The organism is Flavobacterium sp. GQ95 (assembly GCF_059758655.1).
This window is the reverse complement of the sequence record NZ_JCAXEB010000001.1, coordinates 355,676-375,664: the sequence shown is the minus strand read 5'-3', so window position 1 is coordinate 375,664 and position 19,989 is coordinate 355,676. Positions and strand designations below refer to the sequence as shown.

General features: G+C 33.6%; 17 protein-coding genes. 10 read left to right on the top strand and 7 right to left on the bottom strand.

The features are described 5' to 3' along the window. The first annotated feature begins 64 nt into the window (after nucleotides 1–64). The 7 genes from AC6CH4_RS01620 to serB all read left to right on the top strand — a co-directional run bounded on the left by AC6CH4_RS01620 (nucleotide 65) and on the right by serB (nucleotide 4,205). Nucleotides 65–475 carry a VOC family protein gene (locus tag AC6CH4_RS01620; RefSeq protein ID WP_498099576.1) on the top strand — a complete coding sequence of 137 codons (411 nt, stop codon included), beginning with the start codon at nucleotides 65–67 and terminating at the stop codon, nucleotides 473–475. Nucleotides 476–493: 18 nt separating this feature from the next. Continuing rightward, nucleotides 494–904 carry an SRPBCC domain-containing protein gene (locus tag AC6CH4_RS01615; protein ID WP_498099574.1) on the top strand — a complete coding sequence of 137 codons (411 nt, stop codon included), beginning with the start codon at nucleotides 494–496 and terminating at the stop codon, nucleotides 902–904. Nucleotides 905–933: 29 nt separating this feature from the next. Next, complete coding sequence (locus AC6CH4_RS01610; protein WP_498099572.1) at nucleotides 934–1,338, top strand: SRPBCC family protein; 405 nt, start codon at nucleotides 934–936, stop codon at nucleotides 1,336–1,338. A 115-nt stretch (nucleotides 1,339–1,453) separates the two neighbouring features. Continuing rightward, nucleotides 1,454–1,861: a VOC family protein gene (locus tag AC6CH4_RS01605; protein WP_498099571.1), complete on the top strand. Its 408-nt coding sequence runs from the start codon at nucleotides 1,454–1,456 to the stop codon at nucleotides 1,859–1,861. A 2-nt stretch (nucleotides 1,862–1,863) separates the two neighbouring features. Beyond that, nucleotides 1,864–2,310 (top strand): SRPBCC domain-containing protein, encoded by a 447-nt coding sequence (locus AC6CH4_RS01600; RefSeq protein ID WP_498099569.1) that lies wholly within the window; start codon nucleotides 1,864–1,866, stop codon nucleotides 2,308–2,310. A gap of 61 nt (nucleotides 2,311–2,371) precedes the next feature. Next, nucleotides 2,372–2,818 carry a VOC family protein gene (locus AC6CH4_RS01595; protein WP_498099567.1) on the top strand — a complete coding sequence of 149 codons (447 nt, stop codon included), beginning with the start codon at nucleotides 2,372–2,374 and terminating at the stop codon, nucleotides 2,816–2,818. Between the two features lie 157 nt (nucleotides 2,819–2,975). Continuing rightward, nucleotides 2,976–4,205, top strand: a complete 1,230-nt coding sequence (gene serB / locus AC6CH4_RS01590) for a phosphoserine phosphatase SerB (RefSeq protein ID WP_498099565.1) — start codon at nucleotides 2,976–2,978, stop codon at nucleotides 4,203–4,205. A 357-nt stretch (nucleotides 4,206–4,562) separates the two neighbouring features. Here serB and AC6CH4_RS01585 read toward each other — a convergent pair whose 3' ends face one another. After that, the gene (locus tag AC6CH4_RS01585; protein ID WP_498099563.1) at nucleotides 4,563–6,071 is read right to left on the bottom strand and encodes a GH3 auxin-responsive promoter family protein; all 1,509 of its coding nucleotides are present in this window, start codon (nucleotides 6,069–6,071) and stop codon (nucleotides 4,563–4,565) included. Between the two features lie 270 nt (nucleotides 6,072–6,341). Here AC6CH4_RS01585 and AC6CH4_RS01580 point away from each other — a divergent pair, with 270 nt between their 5' ends. Next, nucleotides 6,342–7,136 (top strand): DUF2797 domain-containing protein, encoded by a 795-nt coding sequence (locus AC6CH4_RS01580; protein ID WP_498099561.1) that lies wholly within the window; start codon nucleotides 6,342–6,344, stop codon nucleotides 7,134–7,136. Nucleotides 7,137–7,383: 247 nt separating this feature from the next. Beyond that, nucleotides 7,384–8,463, top strand: coding sequence for a glycosyltransferase family 9 protein (locus AC6CH4_RS01575; protein WP_498099559.1), 1,080 nt, complete (start codon nucleotides 7,384–7,386; stop codon nucleotides 8,461–8,463). A gap of 59 nt (nucleotides 8,464–8,522) precedes the next feature. On the opposite strand, the gene AC6CH4_RS01570 is transcribed toward AC6CH4_RS01575, so the two are convergent. The 3 genes from AC6CH4_RS01570 to sppA form a co-directional block, all read right to left on the bottom strand. Further along, nucleotides 8,523–11,117, bottom strand: coding sequence for an AsmA family protein (locus AC6CH4_RS01570; RefSeq protein WP_498099557.1), 2,595 nt, complete (start codon nucleotides 11,115–11,117; stop codon nucleotides 8,523–8,525). A 182-nt stretch (nucleotides 11,118–11,299) separates the two neighbouring features. Beyond that, entirely contained in the window at nucleotides 11,300–12,247 is a 948-nt protein-coding gene (locus AC6CH4_RS01565; RefSeq protein WP_498099555.1) for an alpha/beta hydrolase family protein, read from the bottom strand. 13 nt (nucleotides 12,248–12,260) lie between these two features. Then, entirely contained in the window at nucleotides 12,261–14,018 is a 1,758-nt protein-coding gene (gene sppA, locus AC6CH4_RS01560; protein WP_498099553.1) for a signal peptide peptidase SppA, read from the bottom strand. Nucleotides 14,019–14,270: 252 nt separating this feature from the next. Here sppA and folK point away from each other — a divergent pair, with 252 nt between their 5' ends. Beyond that, nucleotides 14,271–15,404, top strand: coding sequence for a 2-amino-4-hydroxy-6-hydroxymethyldihydropteridine diphosphokinase (folK, locus tag AC6CH4_RS01555; protein ID WP_498099551.1), 1,134 nt, complete (start codon nucleotides 14,271–14,273; stop codon nucleotides 15,402–15,404). Between the two features lie 92 nt (nucleotides 15,405–15,496). On the opposite strand, the gene AC6CH4_RS01550 is transcribed toward folK, so the two are convergent. The 3 genes from AC6CH4_RS01550 to AC6CH4_RS01540 form a co-directional block, all read right to left on the bottom strand. After that, a complete protein-coding gene (locus AC6CH4_RS01550; protein ID WP_498099549.1) occupies nucleotides 15,497–18,847 on the bottom strand; it encodes an Ig-like domain-containing protein in 3,351 nt (1,116 codons plus the stop codon). Between the two features lie 85 nt (nucleotides 18,848–18,932). After that, a complete protein-coding gene (locus AC6CH4_RS01545) occupies nucleotides 18,933–19,475 on the bottom strand; it encodes an RNA methyltransferase (RefSeq protein ID WP_498099547.1) in 543 nt (180 codons plus the stop codon). A 76-nt stretch (nucleotides 19,476–19,551) separates the two neighbouring features. Further along, a complete protein-coding gene (locus tag AC6CH4_RS01540; protein WP_498099545.1) occupies nucleotides 19,552–19,974 on the bottom strand; it encodes a DUF1573 domain-containing protein in 423 nt (140 codons plus the stop codon). Nucleotides 19,975–19,989: the final 15 nt, after the last annotated feature.

Here is a 19,989-nt window from a genome sequence, read left to right as displayed (position 1 = left end):
ATTGTATCGAAAAGCCTATTCTAATATTCTAAATTTGTGTCAGATAATTTGTAATTTTATAAATATGGGAACAAAAATTTTCTTAAATCTTCCTGTGAAAGATTTAAATAAGTCGATGTCATTTTTTAAGCAATTAGGATTTTCGTTTGATTCAAAATTCACAAATGAAAAAGGAACTTGCCTGATAATTGGTGAAAATATATTTGCAATGCTTTTGTTAGAAGATTTTTTTAAAACATTTACTCCAAAACAAATTTGCGATGCAGCTACAAGTACAGAAATGATTGCCGCTATTTCTGTTGAAAGCAGAGACAAGGTTGATGAAATTATTACAGCGGTTATTCAGGCTGGCGGTAAACTACACAATGAAGCTAAAGATTATGGCTGGATGTACCAAAGAGATTTTTTTGATTTGGACGGACATCATTGGGAGATTTTTTATATGGATGAAAGCCAGATTCCGACTGAAATGTAATTAATTTAAATCGGTAAAATGATAAAGGTTCAACATACAATTAATGCACCAATTGAAAAAGTTTGGGACTTATGGACATCACCAGAACACATTATGAACTGGAATGTTCCTTTTGAAAATTGGCACACACCATATGCAGAAAACGATTTGAAAGTAGGCGGGAAATTCAAATTCACCATGGCTGTAAAAGATGGAAGCGATGGATTTGATTTTGAAGGTGTATACACTAAAATTGAAAAATTTTCACTGATAGAATATCAGCTTACCGATAATAGAACAGCAAACGTTCATTTTGAAGATAATGGTGCCGAAGTTGAACTTACAGAAACGTTTGAACCCGAAACAACGAATTCTGAAGAAATGCAAGAACAATTTTGTAGTGCTGTTCTTCAGAATTTTAAAGAATATGTTGAAAATTTTAAAGACTAATTGAATTAAACAATAAACTGAAATAGAAAATGATTACAGTACAAAACACAGTTAATGCATCAATAGATAAAGTATGGGATTTCTGGACATTGCCGGAACACATTACAAAATGGAGTTTTGCTTCGCCGGACTGGCACACTCCTTTTGCAGAAAATGATTTGAGAGAAGGCGAAAAATTCAAATCGACTATGGCAGCAAAAGATGGCAGCATGAGTTTTGATTTTGAAGGAGAATATACTTTGGTAAAACAAAATGAAGCTATTGAATATGTGATGGCAGATGGCAGAAAGGTTGAAATAATTTTCAAAGAAACACCAAATGGAGTTGAAGTAATCGAAAGTTTTGACCCTGAAACAGTAAACCCAGAAGAAATGCAACGCGGAGGCTGGCAAGCGATCCTCGATAATTTTAAAAGTTATGTTGAAAAAAATTAATTCTTTTTAGGCTCAAAGGTGCAAAAACAACAGAGGTTTAAAGGTTTAAAAAAAAAAACTTTGTGTCTTAGTGCCTTCGTGGGAAAAAAAATGTTTAACGAAAAACAGTAAAAAGATGACAAAACAAATATGGCTGAATTTGCCAGTAAAAGAGGTGGCAAAATCAAAAGCTTTTTTTTCAAAAATAGGTTTCTCTTTTAATGAAGAACACGATACGCCAAGTTCAACTTGTATGGTTGTTGGTGAAGGAAAATTTGTCGTAATGCTTTTTGAAGAGTCATTATTTGCCAGTTTTTCTCAAAACAAATTGACAGATACACAATCGAGTTCCGAAATTTTGATTTCGATTGATGCAGAAAGTAAGGAAGAAGTTGATGAATTAGCGAAAAAGGCAGCAGAAGCAGGAGGAAATGTTTTTGCTTTGCCCGCTGAAAGCCAGGGCTGGATGTACGGCTGTGCTTTTGCCGATTTAGACGGTCATCGTTGGAATGTTTTATATATGGATTTTAGTAAATTATCATAGTTATGGAAACAATTGAAACATTAGAGTTTAAAATTAGAATTAAAGCTCCCGTTGAAAAAGTTTGGTCCGTTTTATGGGATGACGAAACGTATAAAAAATGGACGGGTGCTTTTTGCGAAGGATCTTACGCAGTAAGTGATTGGAATGAAGGTGATAAAATTCATTTTATGTCTCCGGGAGGAGAGGGAATGAATAGCATTATTGAAAAGAAAATTCCAAATGAATATATGGCTTTTAAGCATATAGGAGAAATAAAAGATTTCAAAGAATTGCCTATCACCGAAGAAACACAAAAGTGGAGCGGCGCAATGGAAACCTATCGATTAACACCAGATGATGAGTTTACAGATTTGGTTGCTCAGGTTGATGTAGTCGAAAAATATATCGATTATTTCAAAGAGGCTTTTCCAAAAGGATTGGAGACAGTAAAAGAACTTTCTGAAAAATAGAGGCAAGAGCATAGAAGAAAGAAAATAGAATACAGACTATAACAAAAAAACAAAAAATATCATGGCAACATCAGTAAACCCTTATTTAGTTTTTAACGGAAATTGCGAGGAAGCATTTCTGTTTTACAAATCAGTTTTTGGAGGAGAATTTCCATATATCGGAAAATTTAAGGACATGCCGGCCGCTGAAGACGGAGGCTGTGCTGAATTTTCAGAAAAAGACGCAAACAGAATTATGCATGTTTCATTGCCAATTGGAAATACAATTTTAATGGGAAGTGACAGCAATGAACAATCTGGAGACGTAGTTTTTGGAGGGAATTTTTCAGTTTCAATCAATGTAGAAAGCGCTGCAGAAGCAGATAGAATCTTCAATGGACTTTCAGCAGGCGGAAACGTCTTTATGCCTATGGATAAAACGTTTTGGGGAGCTTATTTCGGAATGTTTACCGATAAGTTTGGTGTCAATTGGATGGTGAACTTTGACGAAAATGAACCAAATAAATAATTAAAAAGTTAGGTTATTTTAATAGCAGAGCATATTTGTTAAATTAATTCAAAAAGCACATGATTATGTGCTTTTTGTTTATAAAAAAACAAACAATATACTTTTTTATCAACAATAGATTGCCGATTTTTGTCGCTTCAAAAACAATAAGGATAAAATGGCGATAGAAGATAAAGAGATTATTTTATTAAAAGTTTCAGGACATGATAAAATAGGAGTGACTGCTGGTTTAACAGCTGTATTGGCTACATATGATGCTAATATTTTAGATATTGGTCAGGCCGATATTCATGACACGCTTTCTTTAGGAATTTTATTCGAAATCGAAGCAGGCTCAAGTTCTGCACCTGTTTTAAAAGACTTGTTGTTTAAAGCTTACGAATTAGAAATAAAGGTTAAGTTTATTCCAATTTCGATTGAAGATTATGAAGTATGGGTAAAATCACAATCGAAACAACGTTATATTATCAATATTTTAGGAGAGAAACTAGCTGCTTCTCAATTGGCTGCTGTAACTAAAATAATGTCAGACCAAAACCTGAATATCGATTCAATTATCCGATTGACAGGCAGAACTTCTGTCGTTGATCTGGAACAATATCCGCGTTCTTGTATACAATTGTCGGTAACCGGCGAAATTGTAAATAAAATTCTGATGACAGCCAGTTTTATGGAGATTTCAAGAACATTGAATGTCGATATTTCTTTCCAGGAAGACAATATTTACAGAAGAAACAGACGTTTGGTTTGCTTCGATATGGATTCTACTTTAATCCAGACAGAAGTGATCGATGAATTGGCAGAACTGAATGGAGTAGGAGATCAGGTAAGAGCGATCACCGAATCAGCGATGAACGGTGAAATTGATTTTAACGAAAGTTTCAAACAACGAATGGCGTTGTTAGAAGGTTTGAGCGAAGAAGTTTTGCAAAAAGTAGCCGAAAATCTACCAATAACGCAGGGAGCACACCGTTTAATGAAAGCCTTAAAATATTACGGTTACAAAACCGCAATTCTATCAGGAGGATTTACCTATTTTGGAGAATACCTGCAAAAAGAATTGGGCATCGATTATGTTCATGCCAATCAATTAGAAATTAAAGACGGTAAACTAACCGGAAAATATATAGGTGATATTGTAGACGGTTTAAAGAAAGCCGAACACTTAAAAGCCATTGCCGAAAAAGAAGGTATTCACATCAACCAAACCATCGCAGTTGGAGACGGTGCAAACGATTTGCCAATGCTAAACTTAGCCGGCCTTGGAATCGCTTTCCACGCTAAACCAAAAGTAAAAGAAAGTGCTTCAACTTCAATTTCAAGTTTAGGACTTGATGGAGTTTTATACCTTTTAGGTTATCACGACAGGTATATTGATATGATGTAGAAATAAGAATTTAGAGTTTTTTGTCATTTCGACCGAAAGGAGAAATCACACTAGGAACTCGACAAAGATTGGTGATTTTCTGTGTGGAATAAAACCGGACATAGTAATAAAAAACAAAACCTTAATTCATGTTCTGAACTAAGGTTTTTTTATGGGCATGTCCCGCCGAAAAAGGCGGGTCGGGCTATCCGTTCCAATCTTTTGTGTCCGCCGCGGCGGACACAAAAGGATTTCCACTTCTATCCCTCATGCGGTTTAGTGGAATTATCGTTTTAAAAGAAAGGTTCTAAAGAATTCGTGCTAATTTGTGAAATTACTTCGTCTGTCCCTTCGGTCGAGTCATGGCTAAACTTAAATCTACATCTCCTTCAACTGCTCTAAATAATCCCTCTGATTCGAAAGTCTCGGAATTTTATGCTGTCCACCCAATTTATCTCTCTCCTTCAACCAATCGTAAAATAAATTCTCACGTGCCACATTAATCACTAAAGGATTTAATGTCATATTGTTTTGGCGCTTGGCTTCGTAGTCAGAATTTAAAGTCTGTAAAGTTTCATCGAGAACTTTTTGGAAAAGGCCAACATCAGCCGGTTTTTTCTTGAATTCGATCATCCATTCGTGTGCACCTTTTTCCTTGTCCTGCATAAAAATAGGAGCAACGGTATAATCGATAACTTCAGTTTGAGTAATCTGACACGCTTTGGCAATTGCCTGGTCCGTGTTTTCGACCATTAATTCTTCCCCAAAAACATTAATATGATGTTTGGTTCTTCCTGTAACTCTGATTCTGTAAGGATTTAAACAAGTAAAACGAACGGTATCGCCAATTAAATAACGCCATAAACCAGAATTTGTCGTAATGACAATAGCGTAGTTTTTATTCAGTTCGACATCGGCTAAGCGAATTACCTTTTGGTTTGGAGTATCAAAAGTATCCATCGGAATAAATTCGTAGAAAATTCCGTAATCCAGCATAAGTAATAAATCACTGGAGTTATTTAAATCCTGAATAGCAAAAAAGCCCTCAGAAGCATTGTATATTTCGTAGTATTTAAAATCTTTGCTAGGCAGGATTTTCTTGTATTGTTCTTTATAAGGAGAAAAACTTACGCCACCATGAAAGTAAACTTCGAGATTTGGCCAAAGTTCAAGCAAATTCCCTTTTCCTGTATCTTCTAAGACCTTATTCATTAAAACCAGCATCCATGATGGAACGCCGGCAAAACTGGTCACATTTTCAGTTTTGGTTTCATTTATAATAGCAGCAATTTTAGCTTCCCACTCACTCATCAACGAAGTTTTACTGCTTGGCGTGCTGCTAAATTCGGCCCAAATAGGCATATTTTCAATTAATATCGCTGATAAATCTCCAAAGAAAGTATTGTTGTTTTCATAAATCTGAGAGCTTCCTCCCAGACGAAGACTTTTCCCTAAAAACAATTCAGAATCTTCATTATTATTCAGATACAAACAAAGTAAATCCTTACTTCCTTTATAATGACAATCTTCCAAAGCTTCGTTGCTTACGGGGATAAACTTACTTTTGGCATTGGTTGTTCCGCTCGATTTGGCAAACCACTTTATTGGCGATTCCCAAAAAACGCCCTGTTCACCCTGACGTGTGCGTTCAATTAAAGGCTGCAATTCTTCATAAGTAGCAATTGGCACTCTTTCAGCAAATGTATGGTAAGAACTTATAGAGGCAAAATCATATTTTCTCCCAATAACAGTATTTTCTGAGGAGGTCAATAAATTATGCAATAGCTCTTCCTGAACTTCATTCGGGTATTTTAGAAAAAGTTCTATTTGATGTATCCTTTGTTTCAGGACCCAGGATGCGAAAGAGTTAATGATTGATACGGGCATGAATAATTTTAGATTTTAGATTATTGTCCTGATCCCGAAACGTCGGGGCGGGATTAGATTGCTGATTTTATGTTATTGTAAAAATCAGGAATTTAAAATTTGAATATCATTAGGACAAAGATTAACTTTGCCTTTGTATCAAAAATAGTGTTTTTTTGTAAAAAACAATTCTATTTGAAGTAAAGATTCCCGTTCGGAAGTGGAATTTTAACAATAAAAGTTCACTATCCTGAACAAATCTAAAATTTAAAATCAGCAATCTAAAATACAATGACATATCAAGGCGTACTTACAAAAATGCAGACAGAAATCGGAAATCCTATTCAGTATTATCTGGTTTTTGAAGATAGTTTTCTTAGTATGAACCAGTTATTGAATAAGGAAATCGAAATTAATTGCACAGGTTTTCAATGTTTAAATTGCAGTAAAAAGAAAAAAATCTACAGACAAGGTTTTTGTTATGATTGTTTTTACTCAAGCCCGGCTGTAGGCGATTGGATTATGAGACCAGAATTGAGTACGGCTCATTTGGGTATTGCAGATCGTGATTTAGCTTATGAAGAAAAAGTCCAATTGCAACCTCATATCGTTTATTTGGCTTTGTCAACCGAGATAAAAGTGGGTGTAACGCGCAAAACCCAAGTCCCAACCCGATGGATCGATCAGGGTGCAACACGTGCTATTGCTATTGTTGAGGTTCCAAATCGATACCTTGCGGGAATTACCGAAGTCTCTTTAAAAAATCATTATACTGATAAAACCAATTGGAGAAAAATGCTTCAGGACACTGAAATTGCCTTTGATCTGATTGCTGAAAAAGCAAAAGTCGAAAGTTTACTTCCGTTACAGGTTCAGGAATATTTTTGTACAAAAAGCGACGATTTATTCGAATTGAATTATCCGGTTGTAAATTATCCTGCAAAAATTGCTAGTTTGAACTTAGATAAGACGCCTACTTTCAGTGGAAAATTAGTTGGAATTAAAGGCCAGTATTTAATTTTTGAAGACGGAACTGTTTTTAATGTTCGTGGTTCAGAAGGTTATGTAGTTACAATAAACGTCTAGGTTTATTTGGTGTTCGTCTATTTGTATTGGCTAACTGTCTAATATTTTGTTGTTTGAATAATATTTTTTGTATTTTTATTTCTCTTTCAAGATGTAAATGTTGAAACATTTGCTTACAATTTTGTAATAATTGTTTAATGAAAGAATTTACTTTTAAAAAAAAATAGAGTCTAGTTTTGAATTAGTTCAAACTTTGTTTTTTTTGGATTTAAATGAAGATTTAATAATACTTTAAGTTATTCGATAAATGGGTATTTTAAAAAAAGTAAATGTTTTTAGGCGCAGCTTAATGCGCAGTGTTACTAAGAATATTGGAAAGGCAAGCTTGCAAAGCGATATTATTTTAGCTGATAAAACGGCTATAAAAAGAATCCTTATCTGTAGACCAAATGGAAGATTAGGAAATCTATTATTGATTACTCCTCTTATTCAGGAAGTCACTGAGATATTTCCAAATTGTAAAGTCGATTTGTTTGTTAAGGGAACATTAGCTCCAATAATCTTTGAGAATTATGAAAGCATCGATAAAGTAATTGATTTACCTAAAAAGCCGTTTAAAAATTTGCTAAAATACCTTAATGTTTGGATTTCGATAAAAAGACAAAATTATGATATGGCGATCAACGTCGATCAAAATTCTTCTTCAGGACGTTTAGCAGTTCAGTTTTCAAATGCTAAATATAAATTTTATGGTGATTCAAATGAAGATACTCAACTTATAAAAAAGGATTATGCCCATATCGCAAAATATCCCGTTTATAACTTTCGTAATTATTTAACCAAGCTTAGATTTCCAAAAAGCAACAAAATTATACCTCCATTGAATCTTAAATTATCCTCTGCTGAAATAGCTGAAGGCAAGAAAGTTTTATATTACCTGATAAAGAATGAGAAAAGAACAATTTGCATATTTACCTTTGCAACCGGAGAAAAATGTTTATCAGAGGAATGGTGGGATAATTTTTATACACAACTTACAACTGAATATAAAAACTATAATATCATTGAAATTTTGCCTGTAGAGAATGTTTCACAAATAGGATTTAAAGCTCCAACATTTTATAGTAAAGATATTCGCGAAATAGGATCTGTTATCGCCAATACTGATTTATTTATTGGCGCAGATAGTGGTATTATGCATTTGTCAAGTGCCGTACAAACTCCAACAATAGGATTGTTTTCTGTTTCAAACCTAAAAAAATATGAGCCTTATGACAATTGCAGTATCGGAGTAGATGTTACTTTGTGTACGAATAAGGATTATTTAAAGACTATAAATTCAATTTTGAATAATGGAAAATTAAACATTTATTCAAATGCAATATAACAAGATATTAGTTGAAAGAAAAAAAGGCATCCGACGCGTCGGATGCCTTTTTTATTGGTTTAATTTTTCTTCTTAAATAAACCGTTTATCAAATCGGTTGCTTTTTTAGTCGTTTCCTGAGTCTTTTGCTCTTTTTCTGTTTTTGCGGCTTGTGTTGTATCTTTTGCTTTAGTATTTTTATTAATCAAATCGTTAAGCGCCGATGCTCCTTTTTGAGTTAATTTCTCTTTTTGTTGATTGGCTACCTGAGAAGCTAAACTACTAACAGCACTTTTCATATCTGTTGACACTTTCGGATTAGAAAAGTTTCCTGTAATCATCGCGTTAATAGGAATGTTTTGCAGTTTTGCCTGATCTGCAGGAGACATTTTAGCTAGAAATGCATTCGCTTCACTTCCTAAATATTTCGCTGGAACATCTAATTTTAAGTTGTAATTCATCGTTTGGTCGAAACCGTGAGTTCCTCCAACTGTGATTTTAATATCCTGATATTTGATGTCAAATGGTTTTACATTTACTTTTCCGTTGTCAAAAGTTAATGCCGCTTTAATATCGTTCAAATTCACTTTATTCATATCAATAAATTTGATGTTTGAACCTAAAGCGTTCAATAAAGTCGAATTTTTAGAATTTATGGTAGTCGAAAGTAATTGTCCTAATAAATCTCCTGAAATTGATTTCAGGTCCGGAGTTAATTCATTAGCATCTAAATTTCCGTTCAGTTTAATTGTCGAATTCAATTTTCCGTTTATAATTCCAGCAATAGGAGCAATTTTTTTCATCATTTCTAATTGCGTAAATGTCTGCGCAATGTCAACCTGATTGAAGCCTAAATTCATATCAAAAGTGGGTACTTTTTCTTTTGTAGAAACCGCTCCGGTTAAACCAATTGTTCCTCCGAAGATTGATGTTTTGAAGTTTTCTAAAAGGGCTTTTTCATCTTTTACAATTAACCTTCCTGAAACATCTTTTAGTTTTAAATTGTCATATAAAACTGTTGTTGCTTTTGCATTTATAGTACAATTTAAGAAAGCTGGAATCTTCATAGCTTCTGTTGGTTTTGCTGCGGTTTTCTCTGTTGCAGGTTCGCCTTCAGTCATAAAATCGTCAACAGCCAATTGATTAGAACTCATATTAAAGTTTCCTTTCAATTCTTGTTTTTTAAACATAAAACCGTAGAAATTTTCCAAAACCCCGTTGATAGCAATATCAGATTTTCCGGTAGTCGCATTAAATTGTTTTAAGTTGATTTTACTCGGATTAAACTCAACCAAAGCTGTACTAATGTTCATTGACTTATTGTTTTCATCAGTATATTTAAATCCTGACAAACTCATAGTTCCTGCATTTTTAATATTTTCATATTGGCTTTTTTCAACCGAAGCCATATCAAATTCTGTAGTAACATCCGCTTTTAAAATACCTGCTAAAGGTTTGTCCATTTTTATTGGATATGCTTTTGAAAGGTTTGCTAAATTGATAGTTCCTTTTAAAGCTGCATTTACGTACGGATTTATCGTTATGTTTTTAATATTCGCTTTAGCGCTAAAAACGTCCTGATCAATTCGGAATGAAAGTTTATCTAAGTTGACGTAGGTATCATTTAGAATTCCGGTTTCATTTATAATTTTAGTGTCAATTACAATATTCTGAACTGATTTTGGCAAGTTTGGATATTGAAATGATGCATTATTTGATGCAATAGCAATATTGAATTTAGGAACCGTAGTATCTGTTAATTGTCCTTTTGCAAAACCAGCAACAGTAAAGTCTCCGGTTGTTTTTACACCGTCTAAACCAGCAGCATAAGCTGAAGGAATTAATCCTAAGAAGTTGGTAAAAGATGAGGTTGGCGTTTTAAATTTCAAATCATAAATCTGACCAGCATCAACCATCTGGATAAATCCGTCAAATTCTAAAGGCAATTGGTTGATTAAAGCTTTATTTTCTTTAAAAGTATATTTGCTTTTTTCTAAGTCGATTCCTAAAACAGCATCTAAAGTCAGTTTTACATTTTTCATGTAATTGATTTTATCCATATCCAATGATACTTTTGCTGTAGATTTTGTCGTTAAATCTAATTTTGAATTGGTAAAATCTCCTGTTCCTTCGTGATTTAAACTGTCGATTACCATTTTAATTTTCGATCCCTGATCAATATATCTGAAAGTGAAATTTTCGATTTTGTAGTTTTGAATTTTTAAAGAAAGCGGTTTGCTTTTGTCATCTTTAGTATCTTCTTTTTTGTCTTTCAAAGCAATGTCAAAGTTACCAACACCATCTTTATTGAAGATGATATTGATTAATCCATTTGTAGAACTAATACCCTGAATGTTCAAAGGTTCATCTTTTCCTTTAAAAATTTCCTTGATGCTCATTTTAAGGTTCAGTTCACCCAATGAAACCAAAGTATCACCTTCAAAAGGAGCTTTGTTGATAATGACTAATTTTTCAATTCCTACTGTCGCATTTGGGAAATTTTTAAACAAACTTAAATCGGCATCGGCAAAACTCACCTTGGCATCGACACTTTCGTTGATGGCTTCTGCAATTTTTGCTTTTATCTGATCTTTAAAAAAATAGGGGATGGCAAATAATGCCGCAACAAATACCACAAGAACAATTGCGGTAATCTTTAAAATTTTCTTAAGCATAATTATTTATAGATTTGAGGGTTTATGTCGTTATTAACTGGTTGCAAAAATAATTTTTTTATATGAGTTTAGTAATAATTTTTTCACAAAAGCATAAGAATATATAGACTATTTGTTAAAATTAAAAAATCCGTTTTGACTATATATATCAAACGGATTTTTAATGGTTTTATGATTCTGAATTATTTTTTAATAAATGAAATAATCTTCGAGGTCATAACTTCAGAAAGAGGTAAGCTTTCGTTTTTATAACTTTCCAGATTGGCTTGTTTGTCTCCTTCAACAATTTTCATAATATGATTCATTTTATCGACAATCAAAAGTTCGGCATTTTTATTGGCCTGCGATAAAGTTTCAGCATCTTTTACAGTTACTTGCAAATCGTTGTTTCCTTGTACAATTAAAATTGGAACATTCAATTTTTTAATTTCTGCTTGCGGATTGTATTTAAACCATGAAATCAAATAAGGCTGAATACTTGGTCTAAAAAGAGCATTAAGCATTGGATCTACCTTTTTTACCTTATTCCCATTTTTTAAACTATCAATAATTGGGAAAGTAAGATCGTTTAATTGTTTGTTTGCTTTTGATTCGATTTGTGTTTTGATAAGCTTATCAGCCGATTCACCCGGACCAGCAATAGAAATGAATTTATTGGCTTTTGCTCCGGCAATCATGCCAATCAAAGAACCTTCACTATGCCCGATTATAACAATTTCTGAAAAACGTTTATCCTGTTTCAATAAATTAATCCAGCTTTTGGCATCTTCTGTATAATTTTCAAAAACTAAACTTTGTTCAGAAATGGCAGAAGGTTTGCTTTCACCAATTCCTCTTTTGTCGTATCGTAATGAGGCGATTCCGTTTTTCGCTAAAACTTCAGCCAGCATTTTCAATGAATTGTTTTTCATCATTGGATTATTGCCATTTCGGTCTGTTGGCCCTGAGCCGGCAATAACTAAGGCAACCGGATATTTCTTTGTTAAATCCGGAGTTGTCAAGGTTCCAAAAAGTTGGTCTGTATTAATTTTTAAGATTATCGGAGATTCTTTAAAAGTAACTGCACTTTTATCCTGAGCGCTTACAAAACTCAAAAATAAAATGCTGACAAACAAAAATATCTTTTTCATTTTTTGAATGGAATTACTTAATATTTATTCCGAAAGGAAGCATTGCCTGAACGCCTTGTTGTCTCTGGAATCTTTTTACCTGCTCAATCAAAAGATAATTTTCTTCGCCAATTTCTTCTCTTATAAAAGCTTCTTTAGATTTTGCAAAAGGCATATTGGCTAAAAGATCGCCAAATGTTTTTTCGTATTCAGGATAATTCTGTGTACTGTATTTTTTTACTTTTGCAATTCTTGCAGCTTCTGCAATAGCGTCATTTAATCCTCCAATTTTATCAACCAAGCCAATTTTTAGGGCTTCACTTCCAGACCAAACTCTTCCTTGGGCAATGGCATCTACTTGTGCAAATGTCATTTTTCGGCCCTGAGCCACATGTGTTACGAAAGTGTTGTAAATGTGTTCAACTCCTTCCAAAGTAAAAGCTTTGAATTTTTCGTCAACAGGAACAAAGGGACTATAATTAGCCGAATTCTCGTGTGTTTTTACTTGCTCGGTATAGATTCCTAATTTAGTAGCCAAAGGAGTAAAGTTTGGTAAAATTCCAAATACTCCAATTGAACCTGTAATGGTGTTGCTTTCAGCGAAAATTTTATTGGCATTACAAGCAATATAATAACCCCCTGAAGCAGCATAATTACCCATAGAAACGACAATTGGTTTTACTTTTTTAGTTATCTCAATTTCTCTCCAGATCAAATCAGAAGTTAGAGCACTTCCTCCCGGACTGTCAATTCGAAGAACAATTGCTTTTACATCTTCATTTTTTCTGGCTTCCTGCAAAGAGCGACGCATTGCACCTTCGCCAATTACGTTAACATCACCTTCTCCGCCTGTAATTTCACCTTGTGCATAAATAATTGCAATTTGGTCGCTGGCGGTGTTGGTCAAAGCAGTTGTAACATTATTTTGTGTGTAATCTAAGATCGAAATTTTATTGTAATCATCATCACCAGTTACTTTTAAAGCTTTTTTGATGGCATTATGATAAACATCTTCGTACGCCACAATATCTACCAAGCCTTCTTTTTTGGCCATTTCAGGCGTTCTTGCCAATAAACCATTTGCAATTTCATTCAGTTTCGGAAGGGGAATGTTTCGGCTTTTTGAAATATCAGTAGAAACAGTTGTCCAGATAGAGTTCAAAAGTGCTGTAACTTGTTCTCTGTTGGCATCACTCATTTTATTTTCTAAAAAGGGTTCAACGGCACTTTTGTATTTTCCATGACGAATCACTTCCATATGAATACCTGATTTGTCCTGAAAATCTTTAAAGAACATTACTTCAGACGAGAGTCCTTTAAAATCTAAATCTCCCGCCGGATTTATATAAACTGTATTTGCTACTGAATTTAGATAATACTCTTTTTGAGAATAAGTATTGGCATAAGCCCAGACAAATTTCCCTGATTTCTTGAAACTTTCAAGGGCGTTTCTTAAATCTTTATATTGCGCCAATCCTAAAGAAGATTCGTCGTTTAAGATCGAAATTCCTTTAATATTGTCATCTGTTTTTGCAGCTTCGATAGCGTTGATAACATCGCTTAAACCAATTCCCTTTTGTTCAGAAAAAACAGTTACCCAGGGGTCTTTATATTTTCCGGCATAATCATTTTGGATTTCTTTTAAGTTTAATTCAATGACAGAATCATTTTTTACAGAAACCGTATCATCTCCGCCAAAAATAGCTGTGATTAGAATTACTCCAAAGAAGAATAACATAATGAATACAAAAATACCAATGACTGTGGCAATTACATTTCCTAAAAACTTCATAATTATATTTTTTTAATAAGTCGTAAAAAAGGTTGGTTTGTTACAAATATAAACTAAATGGAATTAGTTCTGATACAAGATATAATGAATTATTTGTTGTTTTTACATTTGTCAATTTAGTGTGAAAGAATATTTTTTTGAAAATAAATTTAAGAAAAACAACAGAAAAAGAAGTTAGAAATAATTCGAAACTTCTGGTTCTTGAAGTAAATAATATGAGTAATTCTGAAATAGTTTTAGTTAATTTGCATTATGAAGTCACAGCATCAAATCGTTTTATCTATAGGCAGTAACCAGGGAAATCGGTTAGAAAACATTGAGAGTTGTATTGCTCTGATACATCAGGAAGTAGGAACGGTTATTCAGGTTTCAAAGCTATACGAAACTCCTGCCTGGGGATTCGAAAGTGATGCTTTTTATAATTGTGCGTTATTGTTGCATAGTGCTTCATCTGCACAAAAAATACTGAATCAGGTTTTAAAAGTCGAAAAACAATTGGGTCGTATCCGTTCCAATCAACAAGGCTACCAATCCCGAATCATCGATGTTGATTTGATTATTTTTGATGATGAAATTATTGATTCTGAGAAACTTCAGGTTCCGCATCCCTTAATGCAGAACAGAAAATTTGTATTGATGCCCATGCAGGATTTAAAATTAAACTGGAAACATCCTGTTTTTCAAAAATCTATTTTAGAATTAATTGCCGTTACACCAGATGATAGTGTTTGTAAAGTTGTTCAGGATTTGAAAAATCCTTTGCAGGAAATTCCGCTGGAAAAGTTTAATTATATTGCTTTTGAAGGGAATATTGGGGCTGGAAAAACAACGTTGGTAAATAAAATCGCAGATGATTTTAATGCCAAAACGGTTTTAGAGCGTTTTGCAGATAATCCGTTTTTACCCAAATTTTATAAAGATCAAAATAGATATGCTTTCCCGCTTGAAATGTCTTTTTTGGCCGACCGTTACCAGCAATTATCGGATGATCTGGCCCAATTTGATTTATTTAAAGATTTTGTAGTAGCTGATTATCATATTTTTAAGTCACTGATTTTTGCTAAAATTACTTTGGCAGAAGATGAATATCGTTTGTACAGAAACTTATTCGATATTATTTATAAAGAAATGCCAAAGCCTGATTTGTATATTTATTTATATCAAAATACAGAACGTTTACTTCAAAATATCAAAAAGCGCGGCAGAAATTACGAGCAGAATATCGAAGCAGCATATTTGGATAAAATCAACACTGGGTATTTGGATTATATTAAATCCCAGACGGATTTAAATGTTTTAATAATTGATGTTTCAGATCGTGACTTTGTGAGAAAGCACGAAGATTATCTTTTTATATTGGATGAAATTCGGAAGAAAATAAGATAATGTGTCAATGTGCCAATTAGAAAATTAGATAATTGTTTTATAGTATTCTATGTCATTATCTAATTTTCTAATTGACGAATTTTCTAATTAATTTATCTTTTCAAAGAAAAATGACCTCTCAAAACGGGTTGAGTATTATCAATTTTTAAAGAATACCAGTAATCAGAAGCAGGTAATGGAGTTTTGTTGAAAGTCCCATCCCAACTCATCCTTGAAGTACTTAATTGTGCTAGTAATTTTCCATAACGATCAAAAATAGTAACTTGTGCCTGCGGATAATTTTCCATTCCGGTAACTTCCCAAAAGTCATTAAAAGTATCATTGTTAGGAGTAAAGAATGCAGGAAAAACAAGCACTACGAAGTTTTTAGCGGTACCACCACATCCACTTTTTTCCCTTACATAGACAGTTTGCAATCCGCCAGGAACATCATAAAATACATTAGAATCCTGAAAATTAGTTCCATCAACAGAATACTCAAAATAATCTTGTTCTTTCTTAAGGTAAACAACAACTCTGGTTCCATTAACATCAATACGATCTATTTGTGGAATTTCATGATCATCAACTTTAATTGTTTTTCTGCTGGTACAACCTTCAGGTGCTGGACTTGTAACATCTACGGTATAAGTACCTCCGGCACTTATTTCAATAGTTTGAGTTGTAGCTCCTGTAGACCATAGATAAGTCATTCCGGATATTCCGGCATCTATTGTTTTCTTCTGATTTTGACACAATGGAACTTCTTCATCAGTAACAACCGGTGGAGTGTAAATGGTAATATTTACAGGGGTACGATTAGTGTTGAGACAGCCATTATTTGAAGCTTCAGCGTAATATACAGTATTGGATGAAATGGTAGGTGTAGTAAAATTATTTCCAGTGGAAACGGGTATTCCTCCGGTTGCAGTGGTGTACCAGTTAATAAGGCCAACATCTGTCGTTGCTTGTAGATTTACACTTCCGGGACCACATCTTGAAACATTTGACGAAGCGACAACGGGTGTTATGGGAGTTTTATTCACGACAGCGATAACCGATTTACGATTCGATTCGCAACCAGCATCAACATAATAAGTAGTTGAGGTATTTATTATCGGAGTTGTAAAAGAACTTCCGGTTGCCAAAGGAGTGCCTCCGGTTGCCTGATCGTACCAACTAATTGTTGCGCCAGTTGTTGCAGTTGCACTTATAGTTAAATTTCCTGAATCACAAATTGGGTTTGGAGTAAGTGCGCTAGCGACCGGAATTGTAATTTTGGTACTTGCTGCTATTTCTAACGGAAGTTCGCCAGGTGATCCTCCGTATTCAACCACATAACCTTTAGGTTGATAATTATCTCCGGGAGTTGTTGATCCTGTATTTGATAAATCGTTCCATGATCCTCTAATTCCTACTCCAGGCTGTGTAATATGGGCATAATCCTCATCCCCTAAATTGTTTGGTTCGCCATTATTCCAGAAAGTGTAAGACATTACTGTTCCGGCTTCAGGACCGGTAACCCATTTCCAAGTACCTTCAGTTTCCTGATCGCTTCCGCCAATCCAGCCTGTTCCTGAGGCTTGTTCACCGCTTAACTTGGCTTCATCAGCTGATAAAAGAGTTGCCAGATATCCTTTTAGACCATAGTAGGTTTTTGCTTCTGCGGCATCTCTTGCAGCAGTCCAGGTAATGCCAATACTCGGTACATATAAATAATAATGTCCTGTAGAAGGTAAGTAGTTGGCCTGACCAACAGTTATAGAAAAAGTTCTGGTTCCCGAGGCTGTAGCTGATGAATTAGAAAATACTATATCTTTAATAGCAGCTTCTAAATCAGAATATAAAGCATCGCCTCCAGTGACATTTGATAATGTTAATTTTCCGGCAGTAGGATCCCAACTTGTTGTGATTGTTGGATGTAAACCTGGATTTGAAAGCGTAAGTTGATCTAATCCGTTGGAATAGCCTGATGAAATTTGAATATAAGCAGCCTGCGTACCTGTTTCTGCCACATCATGAGTGATAGAAAATTTGGTAACAATGTTAATTTGTGTTGCAGGACAGTATAATTGATCTCCTTCAGCAGTTAATTTAGGTGCAGTAGTAATAGCAATTTTATTACAGTTATTCAAATAAGAAGCAGAAGCATCTTTATAGGTAAACCAATTGGCGTTTGAATAATTCTCATCGTCTACTTCTATACAACGAAGAACAGAATTTGCTTTAAAATCTAAAAGTTGAAGTTTCTTATTAGCTCCGTTTTTTAAGTTTAAGCTTGTCAGCTGATTTCCTGCAGATCTAAAACTCATTAGATTGTTATTTTTAGAAAGGTCTAAACTTACCAGGTTATTTGCGTTAGCACTTAAAGATATCAATTTTGGATTATTTGAAACATCCAGATTGGTCAAAGAATTACCGTTAACATCTAAAAAAACTAACAAACTATTTTTAGAAAGATCCAGGTTTGATAAAGTATTAAGGGCGCAATCTATACTTTGCAAGACAATGTTTTTTGAAACATCTAAAGTAGATAGTTGATTAAAATTAAGTAAAATACCATCCAAAGAAATATTTTTGGAAATGTCAATATTTGTTAAAAGGTTTGATGTGGCGTCTAATCGAACCAATTTTGTATTTTTAGATATATCTAAAACCGCAATTTTATTATTTCTAAATTCTAAACCCGTCAATAGTATATTTTTACTAACGTCGATAGTAGTGATTTGAGTACTCTCAAAATTTAAGTATTCTAAAGCTAATTTTGTTGATAGGTCTAAACTGGATAATTGATTATTACCACAGCTTAAATTCTTTAGCTTATTATTGGCAGAGATATCTAAGTTGGATAATTGATTGTTATACAGGCTTAAATAAAGAAGTGCAGTATTGTTAGAAACATCTAAATTACTTAATTGATTTGCAGAACAATCTAAATTAGTTAACGCAGAATTTTTTGTTAGATCTAAGCTGGTCAGGTTATTATATCTGCAGGAAAAAGTAGTCAGATTTATGTTTTTAGATATATCGATACTCGTTAATTTATTACTGTCTATATATAAAGTGCTTAAATTGATATTTTTTGAAACATCTAAAGTGGTTAATTCATTATTATTACAGATTAAATAATTAAGATTAAGATTGTTGCTGATGTTTAAGTTTTTGATTTTGTTGCTGTTAGCGGGATTGTTGTTAAGTAATCCAATTTTCAACTGCTCCAGCTGCATAAAAGCTTCGATTCCAGTTAAATCTGAAATGTTTTTGGACTGAAGATCTAATGCTTTTATAGTTTTAACATTTACGGTCAGGACTTGACCATCAATGGCTCCGGAATCAATATTTAAATCGATCAGAGCTTGTTCAAAATTTGAATCAGGAATTGCGGTGTATTGAGCAAAACCCAAAAAACTGGATAACAATAAAGAAAATAAAATGGTTATTTTTAAGAAATTGATAGTTTTCATTTTATAAAAGTATCAATTTTATAATAATAAAAAAATATATTTCAATTTCTAACATTTAAAGGTAAGATGTATTGAAAAATAACATTTAATCAGTACTTGGCCAGTTTAATTTCTGGAATAAATCCCAAACTACAATTCCTGCACTAACAGCAATGTTTAGGGAGTGTTTAGTGCCTAATTGCGGAATTTCAATACAGCCATCACAAATAGCTACGGCTTCCTGTGCAACGCCATATACTTCGTTCCCAAAAACCAATGCATATTTTTGATTTTTCGCAACTTTAAAATCCTGAAGAAAAACGGAACTTTCCACTTGTTCAATGGCGAGCGTTAGGATATTTTCTTTTTTAAGATTTTTAATAACTTCCAATACATTTTCATGATGTTCCCAAGCTACGGTTTCTGTAGCGCCAAGAGCCGTTTTGTGGATTTCTTTATTTGGAGGAGTCGCTGTAATACCGCATAAAATGATTTTTTCAATCAAAAAAGCATCGGCAGTTCTAAATACAGAACCAATATTGTGCAAACTGCGGATATCATCCAAAACTAAAATTAGAGGTGTTTTGTCTGATTTTTTAAAATCTTCAATCGATTTGCGATCCAGTTCGCTATTTTCAAGTTTTCTCATTGGTGTTGCATTCAGGTCATAAAAAAAGCTTCCAAAGATAAGGAAGCTTTTTCGATTATTTTATTTTCTTTTCAGATTAGCTTTTTACCGGATCTGGTAAAACAGTACCTTTAATAGTAAGTACTTTTGTAGGTTGTCCTTCAGCATTAGAAGTAACAGTTACCGTTTTTGTAAAAGCACCAACTCTGTCAGTAGCATATTTTACACCAATAATACCTTTAGCACCTGGAGCGATTGGCTCTTTTGGTGTTGTAGGTACAGTACAGCCACAAGATCCCTGAGTGTTTGTAATGATTAATGGTTTTGTTCCGTTATTTACAAAAACAAACTGACGGTTACCGTCAGCATTGTGAGCGATAGTTCCGTAATCAATTGTTTCGTTTTCAAAAACCATTCCGGCTCCTTCAACTTTAGCAACTTTAGCTTTTTTAGTGCTTTGAGCGTTTGAAGCTGTAATTCCAACTACAGCAACCATAACAAATAAAATTATTTTTTTCATCTTTAAAGAGTCTTT

Coding starts and splice junctions, on each gene's coding strand:
- AC6CH4_RS01575 (WP_498099559.1), top strand. CDS start 7,384: ATGGGTATTTTAAAAAAAGTAAATGTTTTTAGGCGCAGCTTAATGCGC.
- folK (WP_498099551.1), top strand. CDS start 14,271: ATGAAGTCACAGCATCAAATCGTTTTATCTATAGGCAGTAACCAGGGA.
- AC6CH4_RS01595 (WP_498099567.1), top strand. CDS start 2,372: ATGGCAACATCAGTAAACCCTTATTTAGTTTTTAACGGAAATTGCGAG.
- AC6CH4_RS01600 (WP_498099569.1), top strand. CDS start 1,864: ATGGAAACAATTGAAACATTAGAGTTTAAAATTAGAATTAAAGCTCCC.
- AC6CH4_RS01620 (WP_498099576.1), top strand. CDS start 65: ATGGGAACAAAAATTTTCTTAAATCTTCCTGTGAAAGATTTAAATAAG.
- AC6CH4_RS01565 (WP_498099555.1), bottom strand. CDS start 12,247: ATGAAAAAGATATTTTTGTTTGTCAGCATTTTATTTTTGAGTTTTGTA.
- AC6CH4_RS01570 (WP_498099557.1), bottom strand. CDS start 11,117: ATGCTTAAGAAAATTTTAAAGATTACCGCAATTGTTCTTGTGGTATTT.
- AC6CH4_RS01580 (WP_498099561.1), top strand. CDS start 6,342: ATGACATATCAAGGCGTACTTACAAAAATGCAGACAGAAATCGGAAAT.
- AC6CH4_RS01550 (WP_498099549.1), bottom strand. CDS start 18,847: ATGAAAACTATCAATTTCTTAAAAATAACCATTTTATTTTCTTTATTG.
- serB (WP_498099565.1), top strand. CDS start 2,976: ATGGCGATAGAAGATAAAGAGATTATTTTATTAAAAGTTTCAGGACAT.
- AC6CH4_RS01585 (WP_498099563.1), bottom strand. CDS start 6,071: ATGCCCGTATCAATCATTAACTCTTTCGCATCCTGGGTCCTGAAACAA.
- AC6CH4_RS01610 (WP_498099572.1), top strand. CDS start 934: ATGATTACAGTACAAAACACAGTTAATGCATCAATAGATAAAGTATGG.
- AC6CH4_RS01605 (WP_498099571.1), top strand. CDS start 1,454: ATGACAAAACAAATATGGCTGAATTTGCCAGTAAAAGAGGTGGCAAAA.
- sppA (WP_498099553.1), bottom strand. CDS start 14,018: ATGAAGTTTTTAGGAAATGTAATTGCCACAGTCATTGGTATTTTTGTA.
- AC6CH4_RS01615 (WP_498099574.1), top strand. CDS start 494: ATGATAAAGGTTCAACATACAATTAATGCACCAATTGAAAAAGTTTGG.
- AC6CH4_RS01540 (WP_498099545.1), bottom strand. CDS start 19,974: ATGAAAAAAATAATTTTATTTGTTATGGTTGCTGTAGTTGGAATTACA.
- AC6CH4_RS01545 (WP_498099547.1), bottom strand. CDS start 19,475: ATGAGAAAACTTGAAAATAGCGAACTGGATCGCAAATCGATTGAAGAT.